The sequence below is a fragment of the Providencia rettgeri genome, assembly GCF_023205015.1.
Taxonomy (GTDB): domain Bacteria; phylum Pseudomonadota; class Gammaproteobacteria; order Enterobacterales; family Enterobacteriaceae; genus Providencia; species Providencia rettgeri_E.
Genome location: NZ_CP096258.1, coordinates 2,008,215 through 2,029,326, shown reverse-complemented (window position 1 = coordinate 2,029,326; position 21,112 = coordinate 2,008,215). Strand labels below are relative to the sequence as shown.

Genomic DNA, 21,112 nt, shown 5'->3' with positions numbered 1-21,112 from the left:
GAGAAATGAAGTAAAACAGGCTCCCACTATTTTGCATAGAAAATTTCACATAAAAAAAAGCCAGCACCCAAGCTGGCTATTAAATAAAACACTGGAAGCAATGTGAGCAATGTCATGCCTTGTCTACATAAGCACTTGGCTTAAGTGACAAAACGAATGATAATCGTTATCAGTGCCATTTGTAAAGCTTTTTAATGAGATTTTTTCTCATTAAGACATACTTCAATGATTAATATAATAATTTAGGTTAATTATTATATTAACACCTTCCTTTTTAGCTTGATTTTTAATCTTTTTTAGACTGAATTTTGCTTATACCCTGTATCCCCATTTTTACGCTACAATAGGTGAATTCTCGTTAACGATGTCAGTGGTATGCGCCTATTAACTCTTTGGTTTTTATTTATCATTTCGGTATCCGCACAAGCGCTTGATAACCAAGAGCGCTTTACCGATATTGTGGCTAACGAAGTCCCTGCAGACATACGCCAAAAAGGGTTTATTTACTGTGTAAATGGGATCGTGACCACTTTCAATCCGCAGCTAGTCAGTAGCGGGCTGATTGTCGACCCTCTGGGGGCCCAAATTTATGATCGCCTGTTAGATGTTGACCCGTTTACCTATCGTTTGGTTCCAGAACTGGCTGCGAAATGGGAAGTTCTCGATAATGGCGCGACTTATCGTTTATACCTGCGCAAAGATGTTAAATTCCAAAATACCGCTTGGTTTACACCGACGCGTAATATGAATGCCGATGATGTTGTGTTTAGCTTTTCCCGCATGTTTGAGGTAAACCACCCTTATCACTATATTAATGGGGGCCGTTATCCTTATTTCGATAGCTTACAATTTGCCAACAGTGTCCAAAGCATACGTAAAATAAATAACCATACAGTGGAGTTCCGTTTGAATTCACCTGATGCGTCTTTTTTATGGCACTTGGCGACTCACTATGCACCTGTACTTTCATCCGAATATGCCGATTACCTCTCAAGTATAAATCGCCAAGAGCTGATCGATTGGCGGCCAGTTGGTACGGGGCCATTTCACCTAGATGACTACCAAGCCGGGCAATTTGTTAGACTTCTCAGAAACGACAATTACTGGAAAGGGTTACCTCGTATGGAGGAAGTGGTTGTTGATATGGGAGCGGGAGGAACTGGCCGTATTTCGAAATTACTCACAGGGGAGTGTGATGTTTTAGCTTACCCAGCCGCAAGTCAGCTTAAAGTATTACGTGATGACCCGCGCTTGCGGATCGCTATGCGCTCGGGAATGAATATTGCTTATCTCGCATTTAATACGAGTAAGCCCCCGTTAGATAAACTAAAAGTACGCCAAGCCATTGCTTACGCAATTAATAATGAGCGTCTTATGCAATCAATTTACTATGGCACAGCAGAAACAGCCGCATCTATTTTACCCAGAGCATCATGGGCTTATGACAACCAAGCAAAGATCACCGATTATAACCCCGAACTTTCCAAACAAATGCTCAAAGAGATGGGACTAGAAAATCTAAAATTAGATTTATGGGTACCAATTGCCTCACAATCATATAACCCTAGCCCATTAAAAATGGCTGAGCTTATTCAGGCTGACTTAGCGCAAGTGGGTATTGTCATGAATATCCGTTCTGTCGAAGGTCGTTTCCAAGAAAACCAGTTAATGGATCGAAACCATGATATGACATTAGCAGGCTGGACGACTGACAGCAATGACCCAGACAGTTTTTTCCGCCCGCTACTAAGTTGTGCGGCAATTGGTTCACAAACCAATTTAAGCCATTGGTGTAATCCCGCTTTTGATGAAATCTTACATAAGGCACTCTTAACGCAACAATTAGCCGCACGTATAGACTACTACCACCAAGCACAGCAAATTTTAGGGGAAGATTTACCCGTCTTACCGCTTGCCTATTCTTTACGTTTACAAGCCTACCGCTATGATATAAAAGGGCTAATGATCAGCGCATTTGGTAATACCTCATTTGCGGGTGTGTATCGGGAAATGGAACAGACTGAAAAAGTTTCTCCGAAAAAACAGAGGCAGCAACCATGATTATCTATTCACTGCGTCGTTTTTTACTTTTATTAGTCACGGTGTTCTTCTTGTCGCTAGTCAGCTTTAGCTTAAGCTATTTTACGCCCAATGCCCCATTGAGTGGCGCTTCACTTATCGATGCCTATATTTTTTATTTTGAAGGCTTACTCCATTTTGATTTCGGTGTTTCAAGTATCAACGGGGAACCCATCAGTGAACAGTTAAGAGATACATTCCCTGCAACAATGGAATTGTGTATTTTAGCGTTTATTTTTGCTTTAACGACAGGCATTCCCCTCGGCATCATTGCTGCTTTTTGGCGTAACAAACCCGCGGATATTGCTATCAGTGTTTTTGCTTTATTAGGATTTTCTGTCCCTGTATTTGTACTCGCCCTAGTCTTAACCCTCTTTTTCTCATTACATCTAGGGTGGCTACCTGTATCTGGCCGAATTGACTTATTATACAATTTGAAAACAGTCACTGGCTTTGCCTTGGTTGATGCATGGCTTTCTGATTCGCTCTATCGTAACGATATGATTATCAATGTACTTGAACACATGGTGCTACCTGTTCTTACATTAGCACTGGCGCCAACAACAGAGGTTATTCGGTTAGTACGCAATAGCACCGAAGAAATCGCCAGTGAAAATTATATTAAAGCGGCCGCTATTCGAGGGCTCTCACGAATTAAAATCATTCGTCGCCATATTTTTCATAATGCCATCCCCCCAATCATTCCTAAACTTGGGTTACAGTTTTCCACCATGTTGACACTGACGATGGTAACCGAACTCGTTTTTAACTGGCCAGGGCTGGGCCGTTGGTTGGTTACAGCAATCCGCCAAGAAGACTACTCCGCAATTTCTGCTGGCGTGATGCTAATTGGCGCATTAGTGATTACTGTAAATGTGTTGTCTGATATTTTAGGCGCCATGATGGACCCATTAAAACATAAGGATTGGTATGTCCTCAGATAATTTTTATCGTGAACAAAAAATGCCATCCCCAACACGTGTGGTATGGAATATCTTCTCATCAGATGTGGTTTCTATGGTGGGATTTGTTGGTGTGTTAGTTTTATTAATTTTATGCTTTGTTGGCGATTACCTAGCACCTTATGCACTAGATCAACAATTTTTAGGTTACCAATTAACCCCCCCATCTTGGTCACACTATGGCGACGTTGCTTTCTTTTTTGGGACAGATGACCTTGGGCGCGATATTCTGAGTCGGCTATTAATTGGCACTAAATCAACATTTGGTGCGGCTATTCTAGTCACATTGGTAGCGACATTGATAGGGTTAGTTCTCGGCTGCTTAGCAGGGATGACTCGTGGATTAAAATCTGCAATTTTTAACCATATACTCGATACACTACTTTCAATTCCATCCTTATTACTGGCGATTATTGTCGTCGCATTTATGGGCGCTAGCCTACAAAATGCGATGCTCGCCATTTGCCTTGCATTAATTCCACGGATGGTAAGAACCATTTACGTCGCTGTCCATGATGAGTTAGATAAAGAGTACATTGTTGCCGCACGCCTTGATGGCGCTTCAAACATTTTTATTTTATGGTATACCGTACTGCCAAACATCACTCCTATTCTGGTAACTGAACTAACTCGCGCGCTTTCAATCGCTATTTTAGATATTGCTGCTTTAGGTTTTCTTGATTTAGGCGCACAACTTCCATCTTCTGAATGGGGGGCCATGTTAGGCGACACTTTAGAGCTTATCTACGTCGCTCCTTGGACGGTTATCTTACCCGGTGTTGCTATCATGATAAGCGTGCTTTTCGTTAACCTTTTAGGTGATGGGCTACATCGTGCCATCAACGCGGGAGTTGAATAATGCCGCTACTAGACATCCGCAATTTAACTATCGAATTTATGACGGCAAATGGCCCAGTCAAAGCTGTTGATCGCGTATCCATGACATTATCTGAAGGGGAAATCCGAGGTTTAGTTGGCGAATCAGGCTCTGGGAAAAGCCTGATTGCAAAAGCGATTTGTGGCGTAACTAAAGATAACATTCGTGTAAAAGCCGACCGCTTTCGATTTCAAGATATTGACTTACTGAAACTCAGTCCACGTAAACGTCGCCGGTTAATTGGTCATAATATCTCGATGATATTTCAAGAACCCCAATCTTGCCTCGACCCTGCCGCTGATATCGGTAAACAGCTTATCCAATCAATCCCAGGTTGGACTTATAAAGGCCGCTGGTGGCAGCGTTTTAATTGGCGTAAACGCCGTGCTATAGAGCTATTACACCGAGTGGGTATTAAAGATCATAAAGATATTATGCGCAGTTATCCTTATGAGCTCACCGATGGCGAATGCCAGAAAGTCATGATAGCGATTGCGATCGCTAACCAACCGCGTTTATTGATCGCTGACGAACCGACCAATGCGATGGAGTCTACCACTCAGGCTCAAATTTTCCGTTTATTGGATAAACTAAACCAAAACAATAACATGGGAATTTTGCTCATTAGCCATGATATGGAAATGATGTCAAAACTTGTTGATCGCATCAACGTACTCTATTGTGGCCAAACGGTTGAGAGTGCAACACCTGAAGATATTCTGCAACGGCCACGCCACCCTTATACCCAAGCGTTAATCCGCTCAATCCCTGATTTTGAAAGCCCTCTTCCCCATAAAGGGCGGCTAAATACGTTACCTGGTGCAATTCCTTCTCTTGAACATTTACCCATTGGTTGCCGCCTTGGCCCTCGTTGCCCTTACGCACAACGCACTTGCATCAACGCGCCACAATTGCGCAATATTAAAGGCCACCTCGTTGCTTGCCACTATCCGCTAAACACCGAGGAGCAACCCTAAATGGAAACCTTACTTGAAGTCCGTAATCTCACAAAAACTTTCCGCTTTCGTGAAGGGTTATTTCATCGGCACGAATTGCAAGCCGTCAAACCCGTTAGCTTTAACTTACAGGCAGGCCAAACATTAGCCATTATTGGTGCCAATGGCTCAGGGAAATCAACGCTTGCGCGGATGTTATCAGGGGTTGTAGAACCCACCAGCGGTGATATTTTTATTCGCGGACAACGGCTTAACTTTGGCGATTATAGCTACCGTTGCCAGCGCATTCGTATGATTTTCCAAGATCCGAGTACGTCCCTAAACCCAAGGCAACGTATTGGTCAAACACTTGAACTCCCTTTAAAACTAAACACTGACTTAACGGGTATAGAACGAGAAAGGCGCATTATCCAAACGCTTCGCCAAGTCGGGTTACTTGCCGACCATGCTGAATACTATCCGCATATGTTAGCATCAGGGCAAAAACAACGTATTGCACTGGCAAGAGCACTTATCCTACAACCCGAGATTATTATTGCGGATGAAGCATTGGCTTCGTTAGACATGTCTATGCGCTCGCAAATCATCAATTTAATGTTAGATTTACAAGCAAAACAAGATATTGCATTTATCTATGTTACCCAGCACTTAGGGATGATGAAGCACGTCAGCGATAAAATGCTTGTCATGGATAAAGGCGAAGTCGTTGAGCGTGGTAATACCGCAGAGGTTTTAGCCGCTCCTCTTCACGACGTTACCCGCCGGTTAATTGAAAGTCACTTCGGTGAACCCTTGTCGATTGATGCTTGGCGACAAGACTTGTAATTCGTTACTGGCATTAGTTATATTATTCAGAAGATAAAGAGGAACAGCGTACTAATCTGCCCTCTTTATTTTTTTATCTGGTAATAAACTTATTCAGAATAAGCTCCCGCGATATTTTGATCGTAATCCACTAAACTTCCCGTAAGCACACCCGCGTCATCACTTAACATATATATCGACTAATGCCAGACATTCATCAGCACACTGTAAGTCAATTGAGATAAACAAAGTTTCACAGTCCAAAGCATGTAACTCTTCCACCGCCTTCTCACCCTTTTGCGCGTCGCGACCAGCGAGAATGATACGCCGACAGCCCTCATGAACTAACTGTTTAGCAATGGAAAACCCTACACCTTATGCCCCACCGGTTATCAACGCCACGCTTTCATTATGTCTATATGATAATACAGACATATCATTCTCCTTATCCTATCAACATGATGATTATTTAATCGAAACCACACCCCCACGGTTCGATGAGTGGATCATCGCATCAATGATTTTTTGATTTTCATAGCCAAAGGTAAAATCAGGGAAACAAGGCTGATTACTCACCAATCCTTTAATTAAGTCATAAATTTCAATAACTTTAATGTCAAAATAGCCTAATCCCCCCCCCGCAAAGTCAAAACCAAAGAACCCAGCGAACGAATCAACCTGTGAACCTGCATAAATAGTTTTGAAACCACGATCATGATTAGAGTCACTATAACGGGCAATTTTTAGCTCATTAAATCGTTCACCATCCATAATAATGGTGCCTTCAGTTCCAGATACCTCCCAAGCAATACCAAATACTTTACCCGCAGAGATACGAGATGATTCAATCACTCCCGCCGCTTGATTCGTAAAACGGACTAATGCTTGAAACTGGTCATCATTTTCAACCTGTTTTTTCACTGACTGGCTGCTAGCGGTGGCACCATAACCTGAGCCTTGCCCGGCTTCTGGCCGCTCGCTAATAAATGTTTGCTCCTGCCCTATTACACTCGCGACAGGCCCCATCAAATATTGGGCAACACTTACCACGTGAGAGCCTAAATCACCTAATGAACCAGAACCTGCCAACTCTCGTGAACAACGCCAGCTCCAAGGCAAATTGGGATCATTGAAAAAACCTTGGTCAAACCAACCACGAAATCGGGTCAGCTCACCAATCTCACCGCGTTCAATCATTTGTTTTGCTAATTGCGCGGCTGGTGTTTTGATATTGTTGAAGGCCATGATCGTCTTCACATTTGCCTTACGTGCTTCTTCTACTAAAATATGTGCTTCTTCAAGGCTAACAGTGAGTGGTTTTTCGCAGTACACATGTTTACCTGCATGAATAGCAGCTAGAGCCATATCAAAGTGCATGTTATTTGGCGTTGTAATGTCAACAATATCAATCTCTGGATGGTGCACCATTTCACGCCAATCTGCGGTCCAATGAGCAAATCCAAAACGTTTTGCGGCTTGTTCTGCTATCGATGCTGTTGCGTCAGCCAAAGTATGTAGTACAGGTTTTAAGGGTAAGTCTGCATATAACAAGCCTGCACGGCGCCATGCATCTGCATGTGCTTGCCCCATAAACCCTGAACCAATTAACCCTACATTGAGTGTTTTCGTCGCCATAATCATTCCTTAATTTCGAGTTAAAATGTGTTGAGTCACGTATTGATAAGCACGCGCTACCGTTTCATAAGGCGGTGCCATTTGTGGGTTTTGTTCTGCTTCAACTACAATCCAGCCTTGGTAACCGGATCCGTGTAAAAATGTCGCTAAAGGCTGGTAGTCAATACAACCATCTCCCGGGATAGTAAACATGCCTCTACGCACACCATCATTGAAACCTTGTTGGTCAGTTTGTACTTTCTGTAAGACTTCCTTGCGCACATCTTTCAAGTGGATATGGCAAATCCGAGAAGCAAACTCATTGATAAGATATTGATAATTAAAACCGGCAGCGGCAGCATGCCCCGTATCTAACAATAAGCCGACCTCTTCGCCACATTGGCTAATAATGCTGTGGATCTCATCAAAACTTTCGGCGACCATCATTAAATGGTGGTGATAAGCAAGGTATAAGCCATAGCGTTGATACAGTTGCTGGGAAAATGAAGTGAGTTTCTGCGCATAGCTTTTACGCTGTTCAACAGGTAACAGACGTCTATTAGAAAATGGAATATCGAGAGCATTATCTGCCATCCAGCCACACTCACCATAAACCATGACCTGACAACCGCACGCCTGTAACAGCTTTGCGTGTGCCTCCACGGCATTCAATTCATCTTCAACGCTCCTTTCAGTCAAAAAGCCATCGAACCAACCAGAAATTAAACTGAGTTGATATCTCTGCAATAGTTGCGTTAACTGAGCGGGTCCACGCGGAAAAATTCGGCTCATTTCAACTCCCTGATAACCTGCCTGCCTCGCTTGTGACAAACATTGTTCTGCAGATACTCCCATGCCAAACTCAGGTAAAACCTCATTAACCCACGATAATGGGCTTACCCCTATCTGTAGCTGAGCTTGACCTGTCGCGTAAAATTGTTTGTGATTCATCACCCATTCCTCCCCATCAATGATTGCTTAATAAGTTAATTGATGGTGTTTTGTTAATCGAATGGATAATTGAAGGTTTTCCTTCAAATTTTGAAGTTTTCACATCAACAGGAGAGATAGATGAGTAGGAAAACAACTTTACAACAGGTCGCGGAGGCAGCTGGTGTAAGTTTAAGTACTGTTGACCGTGTATTAAACCAACGCGGTGGCGTTAATCCCAAAAAACAAGCAAAAGTATTAGAATGGGCACATCGACTCAATATTGACCGAACGTTGTTTCGTAGCTACATGCCGATTTTACGTGTTGCGGTGCTAATGCAATCGCCTAAAAACCCTTTTTATAAAGGTTTATGCGATGCTTTTACCGATGCCAGCACTCAGCTACCTGAAAGGCGAATACATTTTTTCTTGCATTATTTAGATGTCAACGATACGGCTAAAACCGTTGAACAGGTGATGCAAATTCCCAAGTCTTATGATGCGCTCGTGGTTATTAGTCCACAATATGACGCGCTTGTTCATGTCTTACGTAAAATTGCCAATTTGATCCCTATTTTAACGCTAGCAACAGATATACCAAATTGTGGACGAATAGCCTATATTGGTCCTGATAACCGCCAAATGGGACGCACCGCAGGGGAGTTAATGGGGCGCTTCATGGGTTCACAAGGGGGTGACGTTGTGATTGTGTTAGGCCTAAATGAGTTTATTGGCCAAGGCGAACGAGAGATTGGTTTTCGCAACGTATTACGTGAACGTTTCCCTCAATGCTCCGTAACTCGCTGCTTAGAAAGCGAAGAAAACAGTATTAAGGCGGGTGAAATGGTACGCGATGTGCTACGAAAAGAACCCTCTATTCGAGGGATTTATAATGTCACATCTGGAAATTCACAAATTGCCAGTGCATTACAAATTATGGGATTACATAATGCAGTGACATTGATCACTCATGAGTTATCAGATAGACGCATACAAATGTTACGTGAAGGCGTCATCGACGCTATTTTAGATCAAAACCCTCAACTGGAAGTTCGCCGCGTAATGGATATCCTAAGTGATCATTTTAAACGCGACAAAATACAAATACCTATCGATGGCTTTACCCGTTTTGATATTTATATTCGAGAAAACTGCCCCCAATATTAACGTGCTATCGTCACATTGGCTTTAATATGTTTAAGATGTACAACAATTGTAAAGGTAACAATCACCAACAGTGACCATGCCCCCCACTTACCTGCATGTACCATTGACCAAGCACCAATTTGGTTTGGATATTGCCAAACACCAAAAAATGTCCCAAAATTTTCAGCCAGCCAAATAAAAAAGCCAATTAGCATAAATGCGAGCAATAATGGCATTTTTCGTTCTTTATCAAGCGGAGTATAAAAAACCATACTACGTGCATACAACCCCATAATAAACGCCGCTAAATACCAGCGATAATCATCAATATAATGGTGGCTAAAAAAATTAATATAAATAGCTAGAGCGACTACTGTTGCCATCCAGTAAGGTGGGTAGTGTTCAATTCTTACTTTAAAAAACCGCCAAGACTGAATGATATAACTCCCTACAGCCGCATACATAAAGCCAGTAAATAAAGGAACTCCCCAAAGCTTCGTGTAGGCTTCATCTGGGTATTGCCATGAACCAATCGTTGCTGATGTTTTAAACAGCTCCATCATAAAACCGACTAAATGAAAAACACAAATCGCTTTTAACTCATCCCAAGTTTCTAGTTTTGACCAAACCAACAATCCTTGAAAAATAACCGCAAAAATTAGTAACACATCATAGCGAGGTATGCCAATTAGCCCTTTAGCAGGTACCAAGAATAGCGCTAAAAAGAAAAATCCAGCGAATAAACAGGAACGAGCATTAATTAAACCGAAAAACCAAAACTCTAATAGAAAACGTTTAATCCCATGGCTCTTATTTGGCTGATGAGCCATTAAAATTTGGTCTAGTTTTCCTAAAAAATTCAATTTCTGACACACACTGGTCATTTATTTGCTCACCTGTTGCTTATTATTCGGTTTGTTGTCGTTCATAAGACAAGGCGAAGAGTTTAGCAAAATAGTCTGACCCTACATAAGGTAACTATCTTAGATTTATGTATTTTTATCATTTATAGTTTTAAACACTAGCTGTACACTGCTATTCATATTAACGATACTTTCCGTCCGATTTAGGGTTTTATTTTTTAACTCGCACCTGATGGCAATTCGTTAACAAAAGGTAATGATATACTTAAGTGATATGTATTTATGTGCCATATGAATGCCAACCCAACAATTTAGGAGTTTTATGATGAAATTATATTACGCTCCCGGTGCTTGTTCACTTTCTCCCCACATCATTCTGCGTGAAACTGGCTTAGATTTCAGCATTGAACGAGTGAATATAAAAGAGAAAAAAACAGAGAAAGGTGAAGACTTTTTAGCAATAAACCCGAAAGGACAAGTACCCACTTTAGTGCTGGATAATGGTGAACAACTCACAGAAGGTGCAATTATTGTTCAATATATTGCAGACCAAAAACCGGATCGTAACCTCATTGCGCTTCCAGGTTCGATGAAACGTTATCACCAGTTAGAAGCTTTGAATTTTATTTCGACAGAACTCCATAAAACTTTCTCACCTTTATTCACACCAGGAACACCGGAAGAGTATAAAGATACTGTACGCAAAGTGTTGTTTAATAAATTTGAGTATGTCGATAGCGTGCTTGCTAAACATACTTTCTTTGCTGGCGATACTTTTAGTGTCGCAGATGCCTACTTATTCACGGTTAGTAATTGGGCAAAACACGTTGGGCTTGATTTGACTAGCCTGACTCACCTGCAAGATTACATTGCTAAGATCGCTAAACGCCCTAATGTTCAAGATGCCTTAAAAGCGGAAGGTTTAATCTAATCTACAAAATAGCGCTCTTCTAATAGAGCGCTATTTTCAATCATACAAATTAATTTAATCTAATTGTGTTGCACAGAAATTATGTTCAGGATTAACCATTTTGTCTTGAGCAGCGACGAGCTGTAACTCATACTTACCCATTTCTTTGGTTTTTATCATCACTTCATATACCGCGGCTGCAACGTGCTCTAATCCCTTATCTAAAGGCTCACCTTTCAATAAGTTAACCAACATCAAACCACTGGTCAAATCACCAACACCGACAGGTTGTTTTTCACCAAAATCAACGAGAGGACGGCTAACATGCCAACTATGTTCTGCTGTTACGAGGATCATTTCAAAACGATCAGCACGATACCCTGCACGACTTAAATGCTTAACAAGAACGATTTTAGGACCTTTATGGCACAATTCGCGAGCAGCTTGAACTGCTTCTTCAACATTTTTTATTGTTCTGTTCGTTAATGTTTCTAACTCTAGTAAATTTGGTGCTATGGCGTCGCTTGCAGCCAGTGCACGTTCACACAAGAACTCAGCAACACCGGGTGCCACAATACAACCTTTCTCAGGATGCCCCATAACTGGGTCACAAAAATAGATAGCTTGCGGATTAGCTGCTTTCACTTGTTTTACGATCGCAAGGATATCATCTCCTTGCTCAGCTGAGCCGATATAACCACTTAATACAGCATCACAAATCTCTAATTTATGGATTTTAGCTAAACCATCAACGATATCAGTTAAATGCTGGGCCGAAAAAACACTTCCAGTCCATTGTGGATACTGTGTGTGATTCGAAAATTGTACGGTATTGAGTGGCCACACATCTACGCCCATTCGGCACATAGGAAATGCGGCAGCACTGTTTCCTGCATGGCCGAAAACAACATGGGATTGAATTGATAATACGCTTTTCATTGAGAACCCAAAGAATTGTTATGTCGAATGAAGAGAAATCAGTGATTACCCGTTGCTAATATGGATATACTCTAAATAATTCGAATTACATGTGCATGTAACATAGCAAGATGCTTACGATAAGAATACAGCCGTATGTAATACGGAGCACTCGTTGCCATCAGCACCTATGCAACTTGAAATATGACGAGTATAGCCCGGAAAATTCCGGGCTGATATTACAAAGGTTAGTCAGAGCTATTTCCAATTAATTAAGCAGTCGTTTTTCTTACCACGACGGATCAATGTATAGCGACCAAACAAACGGTCTGCATCAGAAAATACATACATTGGCTCTGTTTGTTTTTGGCCATTAATAGATACCGCATTAGAGCTAATAGCCGTTCTTGCTTGCCCACGAGAAGGAACCAACTCTGAATCAACTAAGGCTTGCTGTAAATCAGCGCCTGCTTCTAATGTAATGCAAGGCATACCATCTTGAGCTAATTGCTCAAAATCAGCTTCAGTTAAATCAGATACTGCACCAGAAAATAAACTTTCGGTAATACGCTTCGCTGCTGCTAAGCCTTCTTCGCCATGTACCAATTTAGTGACTAATTCTGCTAATACATATTGAGCTCGAGGCGCTTTACCACTATTTTTATCTTCTTCTTCCAATGCATTAATTTCATCTATTTCCATAAATGTGAAGAATTTTAAGAAGCGATAAACGTCAGCATCTGCCGTGTTGATCCAGAACTGGTAGAATTTATATTGGCTGGTTTTTTTGGAGTCTAACCAAACTGCACCACCTTCTGTTTTACCAAATTTAGTGCCGTCTGCTTTAGTAATTAGAGGAACGGTCATACCAAATACTTGGTTTTGGTGTAGGCGACGAGTTAAATCAATACCCGAAGTGATGTTACCCCATTGGTCAGAACCACCAATTTGCAGTTCTACGCCCATCTCTTTGTTCATATTTGCGAAGTCATAACCTTGTAAAAGATTATAGGCAAACTCAGTAAAAGAGATACCAACGTCATCACGATTTAAACGTTGCTTAACAGACTCACGGTTAATCATTTGGTTAACAGAAAAGTGCTTACCAATATCACGTAAGAAAGTCAGTACATCCATTTTGCCAAACCAATCATAGTTGTTAGCAAGGCGTGCACTGTTATCACCACAATCAAAACTTAAAAACGGTGAAACTTGGTTACGGATTTTTCCTACCCACTCTTGAACGGTTTCTGCGGTATTTAATTTACGTTCAGTAGCTTTAAAGCTCGGATCGCCAATAAGGCCCGTTGCGCCACCTACCAACGCCACAGGCTTGTGCCCGGCTAGTTGGAATCGTTTTAAACACAGCAAAGGAACCAGATGTCCCAAATGCAAGCTATCTGCGGTAGGATCGAAGCCACAATAGAGAGAGATAGGGCCTTGCGCCAGTCTCTCTGCTAACGCATCCTCATCCGTTACCTGGGCAACGAGGCCCCGCTCTTGCAATTGTTTAATCAGGTTATTGCTAGACATCAATGACTCCATCAGTTGTATTTTGTCTATCTATTTTAGTTTGAATGACCAGTGAGTTTGAGATGTTTATCAAAAGCTCACCAGTGTAATTTGTCAATTTTCTTAAATGAAGCTATAGCATAAAGCGCATATCAATTAAGTGCCAGCTAAAAAACATGATCCTAAGGGGCTAATCTATCAATTTTCCAGCTATCACCTTCTCGTTGGTATAAAAAACGGTCGTGCAAACGGTGTGCGCCACCTTGCCAAAATTCAACACTATCAAATACCACTCGATATCCCCCCCAAAAACTCGGCAATGGGACATCTCCATTTTTAAACTTTTGTTTTAACTCTAAAAATTTCCCTTCTAAAATACCACGTGCTGATATTTTAGAAGATTGCGCTGATGCCCATGCTGCAATCTGGCTGTCTTTCGGCCTACTATGAAAATATTTAACAACCTCAATGGGGTTCAAACGCTCAGCAACCCCTGTGAAATTAACTTGGCGCTCTAATGGATACCATGGAAAATGCAGGCTTATTTTATTATTCTTCTCTAGATGCTTCGCTTTTCGACTACCTAAATTGGTATAAAATACAAGGCCTTTATCATCAAAATGTTTTAATAATACGATGCGTTGGTAAGGCTGCCCAGTTTCATCTACAGTAGCAACACACATGGCTGTCGGATCACTCAATCGAGCTTCGCATGCCTGCTTCATCCATAGTTCAAAAAGTGCCAGTGGGTTTGCTGTTAAGTCATTACGTCTCAACCCGCCTTTAGTGTATTCGCGACGTACCGATGCAAGATCTATTTCATCTAGCTCGTTCATTTTTATATCCTTTACCACAGTTATTTTTTATCGGTATTTTTAGGGTATATTGCCCCAAGCACAGTTTCTTTACTTGCACCAGTAACGGATGCCAAATTTCCTGGAAGACCTGATATCGTTCGTGCTGCTAGCCATGCAAACGCCAAGGCTTCCATATCATCCCCACTGAGACCAAACTTATCACTTGGCGCCACTTCAATTCCCGGAAGCAAAGCGGCCATTCGTTGCATTAAAAAAGTATTCTTTGCTCCACCACCACAAACTATTAAGCGCTCACACCCACCACATAGTAATACTTGCTCTGCGATAGAGGCCGCTGTCAATTCGCATAGTGTTGCTTGAACATCATTCGCTGAAATTGATGGAAAATGAACTAAATGCTGTTCTAACCATTGCGTGTTAAAGTATTCACGTCCCGTACTTTTCGGCGACGAACGTCTGAAATATGGGTCGCTTAGCATGGCTTTTAGTAACCCATGGTCAACTTGACCACGACTAGCCCACTCACCACCTTCATCGAAGGCTTTTTGTTGAATACGCCAGCTCCAGGTATCCATTAACATATTCCCCGGTCCTGTGTCATAGCCTTTAACGTAGGCCCCAGGTAATAAAGCTGTCACATTAGCAATTCCACCAATATTCAGTACAATTCGTTTTTCTGTAGAATGCCCTAAAACAGCTAAGTGAAATGCAGGAACTAAAGGCGCTCCTTGCCCCCCATAAGCCATATCTCTTCGGCGAAAGTCCCCTACCGTTGTGATCCCTGTTAAAGCTGCGATACGGTTGTTATCACCTAACTGCATAGTAAAAGGCTGCTCGCCATCAGGCTCGTGCCAAACAGTTTGGCCGTGACAACCAATCGCAATGATGTCCTCGGCAGTTAGTCCTGTTTGAATCAGAAGTTGGTTTATCGCATCTGCATATAAAGAACCTAGCTCTCTATCAATTTTACCAATCTCTGATAGCGTTGTTGCCTGCCCTTGGCATATATCTAAAATTCGTTTTTTTAACTCGATGGGAAATGCAACACTCAAACTGGATTGCTCTGCGACAAATTTGTCACTGATTGCGGCAAGAACGACATCAACACCATCTAGGCTAGTTCCTGACATAACTCCTATGTAACGACCTGATTTCATCATTATTCTTGTTCCTTCAGAGTGCACATTAACTTTACAATATTCAGCTACAAAAGATTGTGCTTTGATGACAAATTTTGTCAACAATTCGATGCAATTTCTCGGCGCGCTTCGCAGGAATAATAAATAAGTGCTTTAAAACTAAAAATTGCTAGACAAGCCAAATAAAAAAGTCGTTTTGTAATATCTGAAATTTTCATTTTCAATATTATGGTACATAATATATCGATCAGCTCAGCATTACTGTTCCGCGCTTCAGTTAAAGTTTAAAACATTATCCTGTTTGGCAACTTGTGCGAAATGATGCTCATAAGCTGACTACCCTATGTGAATATTTAACAAAGAGTGCCTTATTGAATGAAATAATCACGAATTTGAGATATTTTACCTAGTGTTTACGCTCTATTTAAATCAGAATCGGTAATCTAACCATCGCTTTTAATACCATTATTTTGATACTTTGTTGTGTTTATGGTGAAAACAAATATACGATGCTATGTTAGTGCCACAGACAGCAAATCTCATAGGAGTTCTTATGCTTAAGAAAGTTTTTGTAGGTGTTGTAGCAGTTGCAGCCTTATCAGGCTGTGTCAATACCAGTACGCTTTCTGGTGATACTATTTCTGCCAAGGATGCGAAACAGGTACAGACTGTGACTTATGGTACTGTTCTGAATGCTCGCCCTGTGACTATTCAAGCTGGTGAAGACGGTAACGTAATTGGCGCAATTGGTGGAGCTGTACTTGGTGGGTTATTAGGTAACACCATCGGTGGTGGTACAGGTAACACATTAGCAACAGCTGCAGGTGCTATTGCTGGTGGTTTAGCTGGTCAGGAAGCTCAAGGCGCATTAAATAGAAGCCAAGGTGTTCAATTAGAGATCCGCCTCGATAGCGGTAAAAACATTGTTGTTGTTCAAAAACAAGACCCTAGCACCTTCCGTAATGGCCAACGTGTTATGATTGCAAATAGCGGAAATACAGTGACTGTGTCTCCTCGGTAATCTTACGATACTAAATTAGGTATACTCACCGACATTAGCCAGTGAGTATGCCTTAAAAATAATATTGCTGAATAATATAGTTACTTTATGTTATATAATTATATTTTATATTCATCATGTATCGCTTTTAGGTAATACAGTTTCTCGCTTACAAATAACCCCCTTGCTTTCGTGCCTAAAAGCTACTTAGCCCCCTTTTTTATAAATTTTTTATTATTAATTAATACGCACTAATAAATTATCCAGCTAACAATTAGAAAACCGTAGGTAAATATAATTAACAGCTTTAATTATATTTAAAGGCAATGAATTATAAAAAGTCATAACTGGGTGTAATTATTATTCCCATTGCCTATTTCTATTTCACCATCATACAAATCACATAGGCCGATTACTTAATTGTTAGTTTAATGATTAGCACACTATTTATTAGTTAGGTATATTATTTTCACATCATGAATCATTTTGTAATCTTAAAATGTTTTTTTCAAGCTTCATAAGTAACTGTGATAATTGATAAAGTTCATCTTTACTAATATTATTCAATATCTCTATACGCGTATTGTTTATGACTTGATCTACCGTTTTAATAAAGGGTTCAGATTCTTCCGTTAACTTTATCCTTTTAGCTCTCCTATCATTTGTACAAGTATGCCTAGAAATAAGTTTTTTTTCCTCTAATTGGTCTAGAGTCCTTACTAATGAAGGCTGTTCAATACCAATCGCTTTCGCTAACTGTATTTGAGATTGTTCAGGCGGTAGTTGACTTATATTATGTAATGTCACCCAATGTGTTTGTGTTAGTTTAAGAGGCTTCAAACGATAGTCGATTAATGCTCTCCACATGCGAACAACACGTGATAACTCTGTCCCAATTTGTGATTCCAATTTACCCTCCTTTATATAATTATAATGTCAAAAAAATATACCATCTTCATATTATTTTTGGATTATATATTAATTTCCCTTTATATTTACAACTTTTTATTTATATATTAGCCATTAAATACCTATATCTAGTTACAATAGCTGATTTATTATGCGATATAACTCTAATTAATATGTCGTTGATTCCTACATTTTTTCAACCTGAGTTTAACGAGATAATCTATCAATTATCTTATTAATAAGAATAGCCGCACTCTCCTTTTTGATCTATCTATTTTAGCTCTTATAGCAGTCGTGAATAACAATAAAAAAAACAATGCTTCATAAGCCTTTAAAAAACAAACAAATATAGTTAATCTTAAAATCATGTTAATTACAGTCATTTTAATTTAACCTATACTAATTTTTAATAAATAAAATTTCATTGAAATATAAACTAAGAAATAAATAGCATGCTAATAATTTATTGAGGATTAATTTATATTGAAAATAAAACATTTGATTTTTTATCATTATTTTCAAACAGAAAACTAGAAAAGTTGTTGTTGTGTATCGATGGTATTTTCTTGAGCTATTTTTTTATTTAATATTCTTAAATGACGTTGACGACATAAACGAAGTACATTTCGTTTTTCACTATCCGAAAACTTTAACCAATTAAAGCGCTCATCACGAGTGCGATAGCAACCTCGACAATAGCCTTGTTCATTACTTTGACATATACCACGGCAAGGGCTGGGGATCTCAAAAAATTCAAGTTGTTCAGCCATAACTTTCCCCTTAAAAAGAAAAAATCACCATAAATGTATGATATACTCCTAGAAATGAGTATTACCATTATTTGTTCAAAAAACAAACTGTAATCATTGTATTTATTAATTTAAGCACGTTATATTAATAGATAAATCGATTCAGGCTGATTCCAAGAGGTTTAAAAATGCGCTTACTCCATACTATGTTACGTGTTACTGATATGCAGCGTTCTATTGACTTTTACACAAAAGTGTTAGGTATGCGCTTATTAAGAACCAGTGAAAATACAGAGTATAAATACTCTCTCGCATTTGTTGGTTACAGCGATGAAAGTGAAGGCGCTGTGATAGAGCTAACCTATAACTGGGGGGTTGACCAATATGATATGGGTAACGCATATGGTCATATCGCCTTAGGTGTCGATGATGTTGCAAAAACCTGCGATGCTATCCGCAGTGCAGGTGGTAACGTAACACGTGAAGCAGGCCCAGTTAAGGGCGGAACAACTATAATTGCATTTGTCGAAGACCCAGATGGCTATAAAATTGAGCTGATCGAAAACAAAAGCGCAAGTAAAGGCTTAGGCCATTAATTAGCTATATAATCTAAAAGTTTAGGTGCCTATTCTAACACCTAAACTTTTATCACCCTTTACCTGCAAATTTTTACTGGTTTTGGCATAATGTCATCCAACCAGAAAACTAAAACTGAAAGTCCTAATGTCTGAAAAAAACAATCCAAATGCCCTAGTGAACCGATTCAGGGGATACTATCCTGTCGTTATTGATGTTGAAACAGGTGGGTTTAATGCAAAAACTGACGGCCTGTTAGAAATTGCAGCCATCACCTTAAAAATGGATAAAGACGGCTGGCTCTCCATGGATGAAACATTACATTTTCATGTAGAACCTTTTGAAGGCGCAAATCTTGAGCCATCCGCTCTTGCCTTTACTGGAATTGATCCAACTAACCCTCTACGCGGTGCTGTTAGCGAATATGAGGCTCTTCATGCAATATTTAAAGTCATCCGCAAAGGCATGAAAAATACTGATTGTAATCGCGCAATTATTGTTGCTCATAACGCAAATTTTGATCACAGTTTTGTCATGAATGCCGCCGAACGAGCAGGTTTAAAACGTAACCCGTTCCATCCATTTGCAACCTTTGATACCGCGGCATTAAGTGGCTTAACATTTGGTCAAACAATTTTAGCAAAAGCATGTGTTTCTGCAGGTATCCCATTTGATGGCAAACAAGCACACGGCGCCCTGTATGATACGAATCGCACCGCTCTGCTATTTTGCGAAATTGTTAATAAATGGAAAAAATTGGGTGGCTGGCCAATTATTGAAGATTCTCAATAACTTTTTATCAATAGCAATAATATAAAAAAACCGTATTTAGTAGAAAGTCATCAATGCTTTTACCAAATACGGTTTTTTAGTCTTTTATTTATTGTTTAAATCAGTCTGCGCTAGCTTCATCTGCTGAACGGTATTTATCAGCCGTTTCTTTAATTAGAGATTGCAGCTCACCACGCTGGAACATTTCCATGATAATATCGCAACCACCGACTAGCTCACCATCAACCCACAGTTGAGGGAAAGTTGGCCAATTTGCATATTTTGGCAGTTCCGCACGAATATCTGGGTTTTGCAAGATATCAACATAGGCAAAACGTTCACCACAAGAAGACAGAGCTTGTACTGCCTGAGCAGAAAAACCACAGCTCGGAAGTTTAGGAGAGCCTTTCATATATAATAAAATTGGGTTTTCTTTAATTTGGCGCTCAATTCTTTCAATAGTTGTCATTTTTAACTTCCTTAAAACAAAGATGCAGGTTTTGCAGTCAGCCGGTAACTGAGAGTCTACCTCAACTTAACAGAACACATTGACTGATATAATAAGAAACTGAATTGTTTCATACAATATGCCAGTTTTATAGGGGCATTACTATAACATTCCAAAAAACAAAAAGGCACCTTTTCTATCTTCTCTTTACCTAAGTCAAACAAGTAGCTATTTCTAGGTAAGAACTGAAATTTAATGTACTTAGGTTCCCCACCTACAATATCTATATGATTTTTATCTGTAATTTTTCTATTTATCTGTTAGCATCTTAGCCGCATCATTACCTTTACCTTTGTAAGGTTGATCGTGCTATTATTAATATATTAAGTATCATATCGCCAATAGGCGAAACTCTAATGATAAGCTGTGACATATTATTTTGCTCATTTTAAGAGCAAACACCCTGAGTATTTTGATATAAAAGCAATCAAGGAGTACGCAATGTCATTTGAACTACCCGCTTTACCGTATGCAAAAGATGCTTTAGAACCTTATATCTCTGCAGAAACCTTAGAATATCACTATGGTAAACACCACAACACTTATGTTGTTAACTTAAATAACCTCATCAAAGGTACTAACTTTGAAGGAAAATCTTTAGAAGAAATTATCAAAACTTCTGAAGCTGGGGTTTTTAACAACGCGGCACAAGTTTGGAACCACACTTTCTATTGGAATTGCTTAGCGCCAAACGCTGGTGGCGAGCCGACAGGCAAAGTTGCGGAAGCGATTAATAAAGCATTCGGTTCTTTTGCTGAATTTAAAGCTCAGTTTACTGATGCCGCAACCAAAAACTTCGGTGCTGGATGGACTTGGTTAGTAAAAAAAGCAGATGGTAGCCTTGCAATCGTCAATACATCGAATGCTGCGACCCCAATCTCTGGTGACGACAAACCTGTGTTAACCGTTGATATTTGGGAGCATGCATACTATATCGATTACCGCAACGCCCGTCCTAAATACTTAGAAAACTTCTGGGCACTGGTTAATTGGAAATTTGTGGAAGAAAACTTAGCATAGTCCTCTAGCAAGTATCGAAACAAAGACTAAATTGACAAGGGCGAGATATAC

General features: G+C 40.1%; 22 protein-coding genes. 11 read left to right on the top strand and 11 right to left on the bottom strand.

The window, feature by feature from the left end; all coding sequences use genetic code 11:
- The first annotated feature begins 375 nt into the window (after positions 1-375).
- Genes sapA through sapF form a run of 5 tightly spaced genes read left to right on the top strand, consistent with a single transcriptional unit; the run spans position 376 to position 5,699 of the window.
- Positions 376-2,061: an ABC transporter substrate-binding protein SapA gene (sapA, locus tag M0M83_RS09315; RefSeq protein ID WP_125890990.1), complete on the top strand. Its 1,686-nt coding sequence runs from the start codon at positions 376-378 to the stop codon at positions 2,059-2,061.
- On the top strand, positions 2,058-3,023 hold the full coding sequence (sapB, locus tag M0M83_RS09310; RefSeq protein WP_213913245.1) for a putrescine export ABC transporter permease SapB: 966 nt from the start codon (positions 2,058-2,060) through the stop codon (positions 3,021-3,023). The genes sapA and sapB overlap by 4 nt, the downstream gene beginning before the upstream one ends.
- The gene (sapC, locus tag M0M83_RS09305) at positions 3,010-3,900 is read left to right on the top strand and encodes a putrescine export ABC transporter permease SapC (RefSeq protein WP_213913246.1); all 891 of its coding nucleotides are present in this window, start codon (positions 3,010-3,012) and stop codon (positions 3,898-3,900) included. Before sapB ends, sapC begins: the two co-directional genes overlap by 14 nt.
- Positions 3,900-4,895, top strand: coding sequence for a putrescine export ABC transporter ATP-binding protein SapD (gene sapD / locus M0M83_RS09300; protein WP_125890987.1), 996 nt, complete (start codon positions 3,900-3,902; stop codon positions 4,893-4,895). The genes sapC and sapD overlap by 1 nt, the downstream gene beginning before the upstream one ends.
- On the top strand, positions 4,896-5,699 hold the full coding sequence (gene sapF, locus M0M83_RS09295; protein WP_004263864.1) for a putrescine export ABC transporter ATP-binding protein SapF: 804 nt from the start codon (positions 4,896-4,898) through the stop codon (positions 5,697-5,699).
- A 159-nt stretch (positions 5,700-5,858) separates the two neighbouring features.
- On the opposite strand, the gene M0M83_RS22010 is transcribed toward sapF, so the two are convergent.
- From M0M83_RS22010 to iolE, 3 genes are all read right to left on the bottom strand, one after another.
- Positions 5,859-5,999 carry a hypothetical protein gene (locus M0M83_RS22010; RefSeq protein WP_423811141.1) on the bottom strand — a complete coding sequence of 47 codons (141 nt, stop codon included), beginning with the start codon at positions 5,997-5,999 and terminating at the stop codon, positions 5,859-5,861.
- A 144-nt stretch (positions 6,000-6,143) separates the two neighbouring features.
- Positions 6,144-7,313 (bottom strand): Gfo/Idh/MocA family protein, encoded by a 1,170-nt coding sequence (locus tag M0M83_RS09290; RefSeq protein WP_248468339.1) that lies wholly within the window; start codon positions 7,311-7,313, stop codon positions 6,144-6,146.
- 9 nt (positions 7,314-7,322) lie between these two features.
- A complete protein-coding gene (iolE, locus tag M0M83_RS09285) occupies positions 7,323-8,243 on the bottom strand; it encodes a myo-inosose-2 dehydratase (protein ID WP_125890985.1) in 921 nt (306 codons plus the stop codon).
- A 120-nt stretch (positions 8,244-8,363) separates the two neighbouring features.
- Between iolE and M0M83_RS09280 the strand changes: the two genes are divergently transcribed.
- On the top strand, positions 8,364-9,389 hold the full coding sequence (locus tag M0M83_RS09280; protein WP_248468338.1) for a LacI family DNA-binding transcriptional regulator: 1,026 nt from the start codon (positions 8,364-8,366) through the stop codon (positions 9,387-9,389).
- Here the strand turns inward: M0M83_RS09280 and M0M83_RS09275 are convergent.
- Complete coding sequence (locus M0M83_RS09275; protein ID WP_125890983.1) at positions 9,386-10,252, bottom strand: DUF817 domain-containing protein; 867 nt, start codon at positions 10,250-10,252, stop codon at positions 9,386-9,388. The genes M0M83_RS09280 and M0M83_RS09275 overlap by 4 nt on opposite strands.
- A 304-nt stretch (positions 10,253-10,556) precedes the next feature.
- Between M0M83_RS09275 and gstA the strand changes: the two genes are divergently transcribed.
- Entirely contained in the window at positions 10,557-11,162 is a 606-nt protein-coding gene (gene gstA / locus M0M83_RS09270) for a glutathione transferase GstA (RefSeq protein WP_248468439.1), read from the top strand.
- A 54-nt stretch (positions 11,163-11,216) separates the two neighbouring features.
- On the opposite strand, the gene pdxY is transcribed toward gstA, so the two are convergent.
- From pdxY to anmK, 4 genes are all read right to left on the bottom strand, one after another.
- Positions 11,217-12,080 (bottom strand): pyridoxal kinase PdxY, encoded by an 864-nt coding sequence (gene pdxY, locus M0M83_RS09265; RefSeq protein ID WP_125890982.1) that lies wholly within the window; start codon positions 12,078-12,080, stop codon positions 11,217-11,219.
- Positions 12,081-12,317: 237 nt separating this feature from the next.
- Positions 12,318-13,592: a tyrosine--tRNA ligase gene (gene tyrS, locus M0M83_RS09260; RefSeq protein ID WP_102139691.1), complete on the bottom strand. Its 1,275-nt coding sequence runs from the start codon at positions 13,590-13,592 to the stop codon at positions 12,318-12,320.
- Positions 13,593-13,753: 161 nt separating this feature from the next.
- Positions 13,754-14,407: a pyridoxamine 5'-phosphate oxidase gene (gene pdxH, locus M0M83_RS09255; RefSeq protein WP_125890981.1), complete on the bottom strand. Its 654-nt coding sequence runs from the start codon at positions 14,405-14,407 to the stop codon at positions 13,754-13,756.
- Positions 14,408-14,427: 20 nt separating this feature from the next.
- On the bottom strand, positions 14,428-15,549 hold the full coding sequence (gene anmK / locus M0M83_RS09250; RefSeq protein ID WP_185746849.1) for an anhydro-N-acetylmuramic acid kinase: 1,122 nt from the start codon (positions 15,547-15,549) through the stop codon (positions 14,428-14,430).
- A gap of 532 nt (positions 15,550-16,081) precedes the next feature.
- On the opposite strand from anmK, the gene M0M83_RS09245 reads away from it, so the two are divergent.
- Positions 16,082-16,549, top strand: coding sequence for a glycine zipper 2TM domain-containing protein (locus M0M83_RS09245; protein ID WP_036958672.1), 468 nt, complete (start codon positions 16,082-16,084; stop codon positions 16,547-16,549).
- A gap of 453 nt (positions 16,550-17,002) precedes the next feature.
- On the opposite strand, the gene slyA is transcribed toward M0M83_RS09245, so the two are convergent.
- Both slyA and M0M83_RS09235 read right to left on the bottom strand, forming a co-directional pair.
- On the bottom strand, positions 17,003-17,437 hold the full coding sequence (gene slyA / locus M0M83_RS09240) for a transcriptional regulator SlyA (RefSeq protein WP_094961765.1): 435 nt from the start codon (positions 17,435-17,437) through the stop codon (positions 17,003-17,005).
- 530 nt (positions 17,438-17,967) lie between these two features.
- Complete coding sequence (locus M0M83_RS09235) at positions 17,968-18,207, bottom strand: DUF1289 domain-containing protein (RefSeq protein ID WP_125890980.1); 240 nt, start codon at positions 18,205-18,207, stop codon at positions 17,968-17,970.
- A 167-nt stretch (positions 18,208-18,374) separates the two neighbouring features.
- Between M0M83_RS09235 and gloA the strand changes: the two genes are divergently transcribed.
- Together gloA and rnt are read left to right on the top strand one after the other, a co-directional pair.
- The gene (gene gloA, locus M0M83_RS09230; protein ID WP_125890979.1) at positions 18,375-18,782 is read left to right on the top strand and encodes a lactoylglutathione lyase; all 408 of its coding nucleotides are present in this window, start codon (positions 18,375-18,377) and stop codon (positions 18,780-18,782) included.
- A gap of 127 nt (positions 18,783-18,909) precedes the next feature.
- The gene (gene rnt / locus M0M83_RS09225) at positions 18,910-19,554 is read left to right on the top strand and encodes a ribonuclease T (RefSeq protein WP_248468337.1); all 645 of its coding nucleotides are present in this window, start codon (positions 18,910-18,912) and stop codon (positions 19,552-19,554) included.
- Between the two features lie 100 nt (positions 19,555-19,654).
- Here the strand turns inward: rnt and M0M83_RS09220 are convergent, their stop codons facing one another.
- Complete coding sequence (locus M0M83_RS09220) at positions 19,655-20,002, bottom strand: Grx4 family monothiol glutaredoxin (RefSeq protein WP_102139695.1); 348 nt, start codon at positions 20,000-20,002, stop codon at positions 19,655-19,657.
- Between the two features lie 480 nt (positions 20,003-20,482).
- Between M0M83_RS09220 and sodB the strand changes: the two genes are divergently transcribed.
- Entirely contained in the window at positions 20,483-21,061 is a 579-nt protein-coding gene (sodB, locus tag M0M83_RS09215) for a superoxide dismutase [Fe] (RefSeq protein ID WP_102139696.1), read from the top strand.
- Positions 21,062-21,112: the final 51 nt, after the last annotated feature.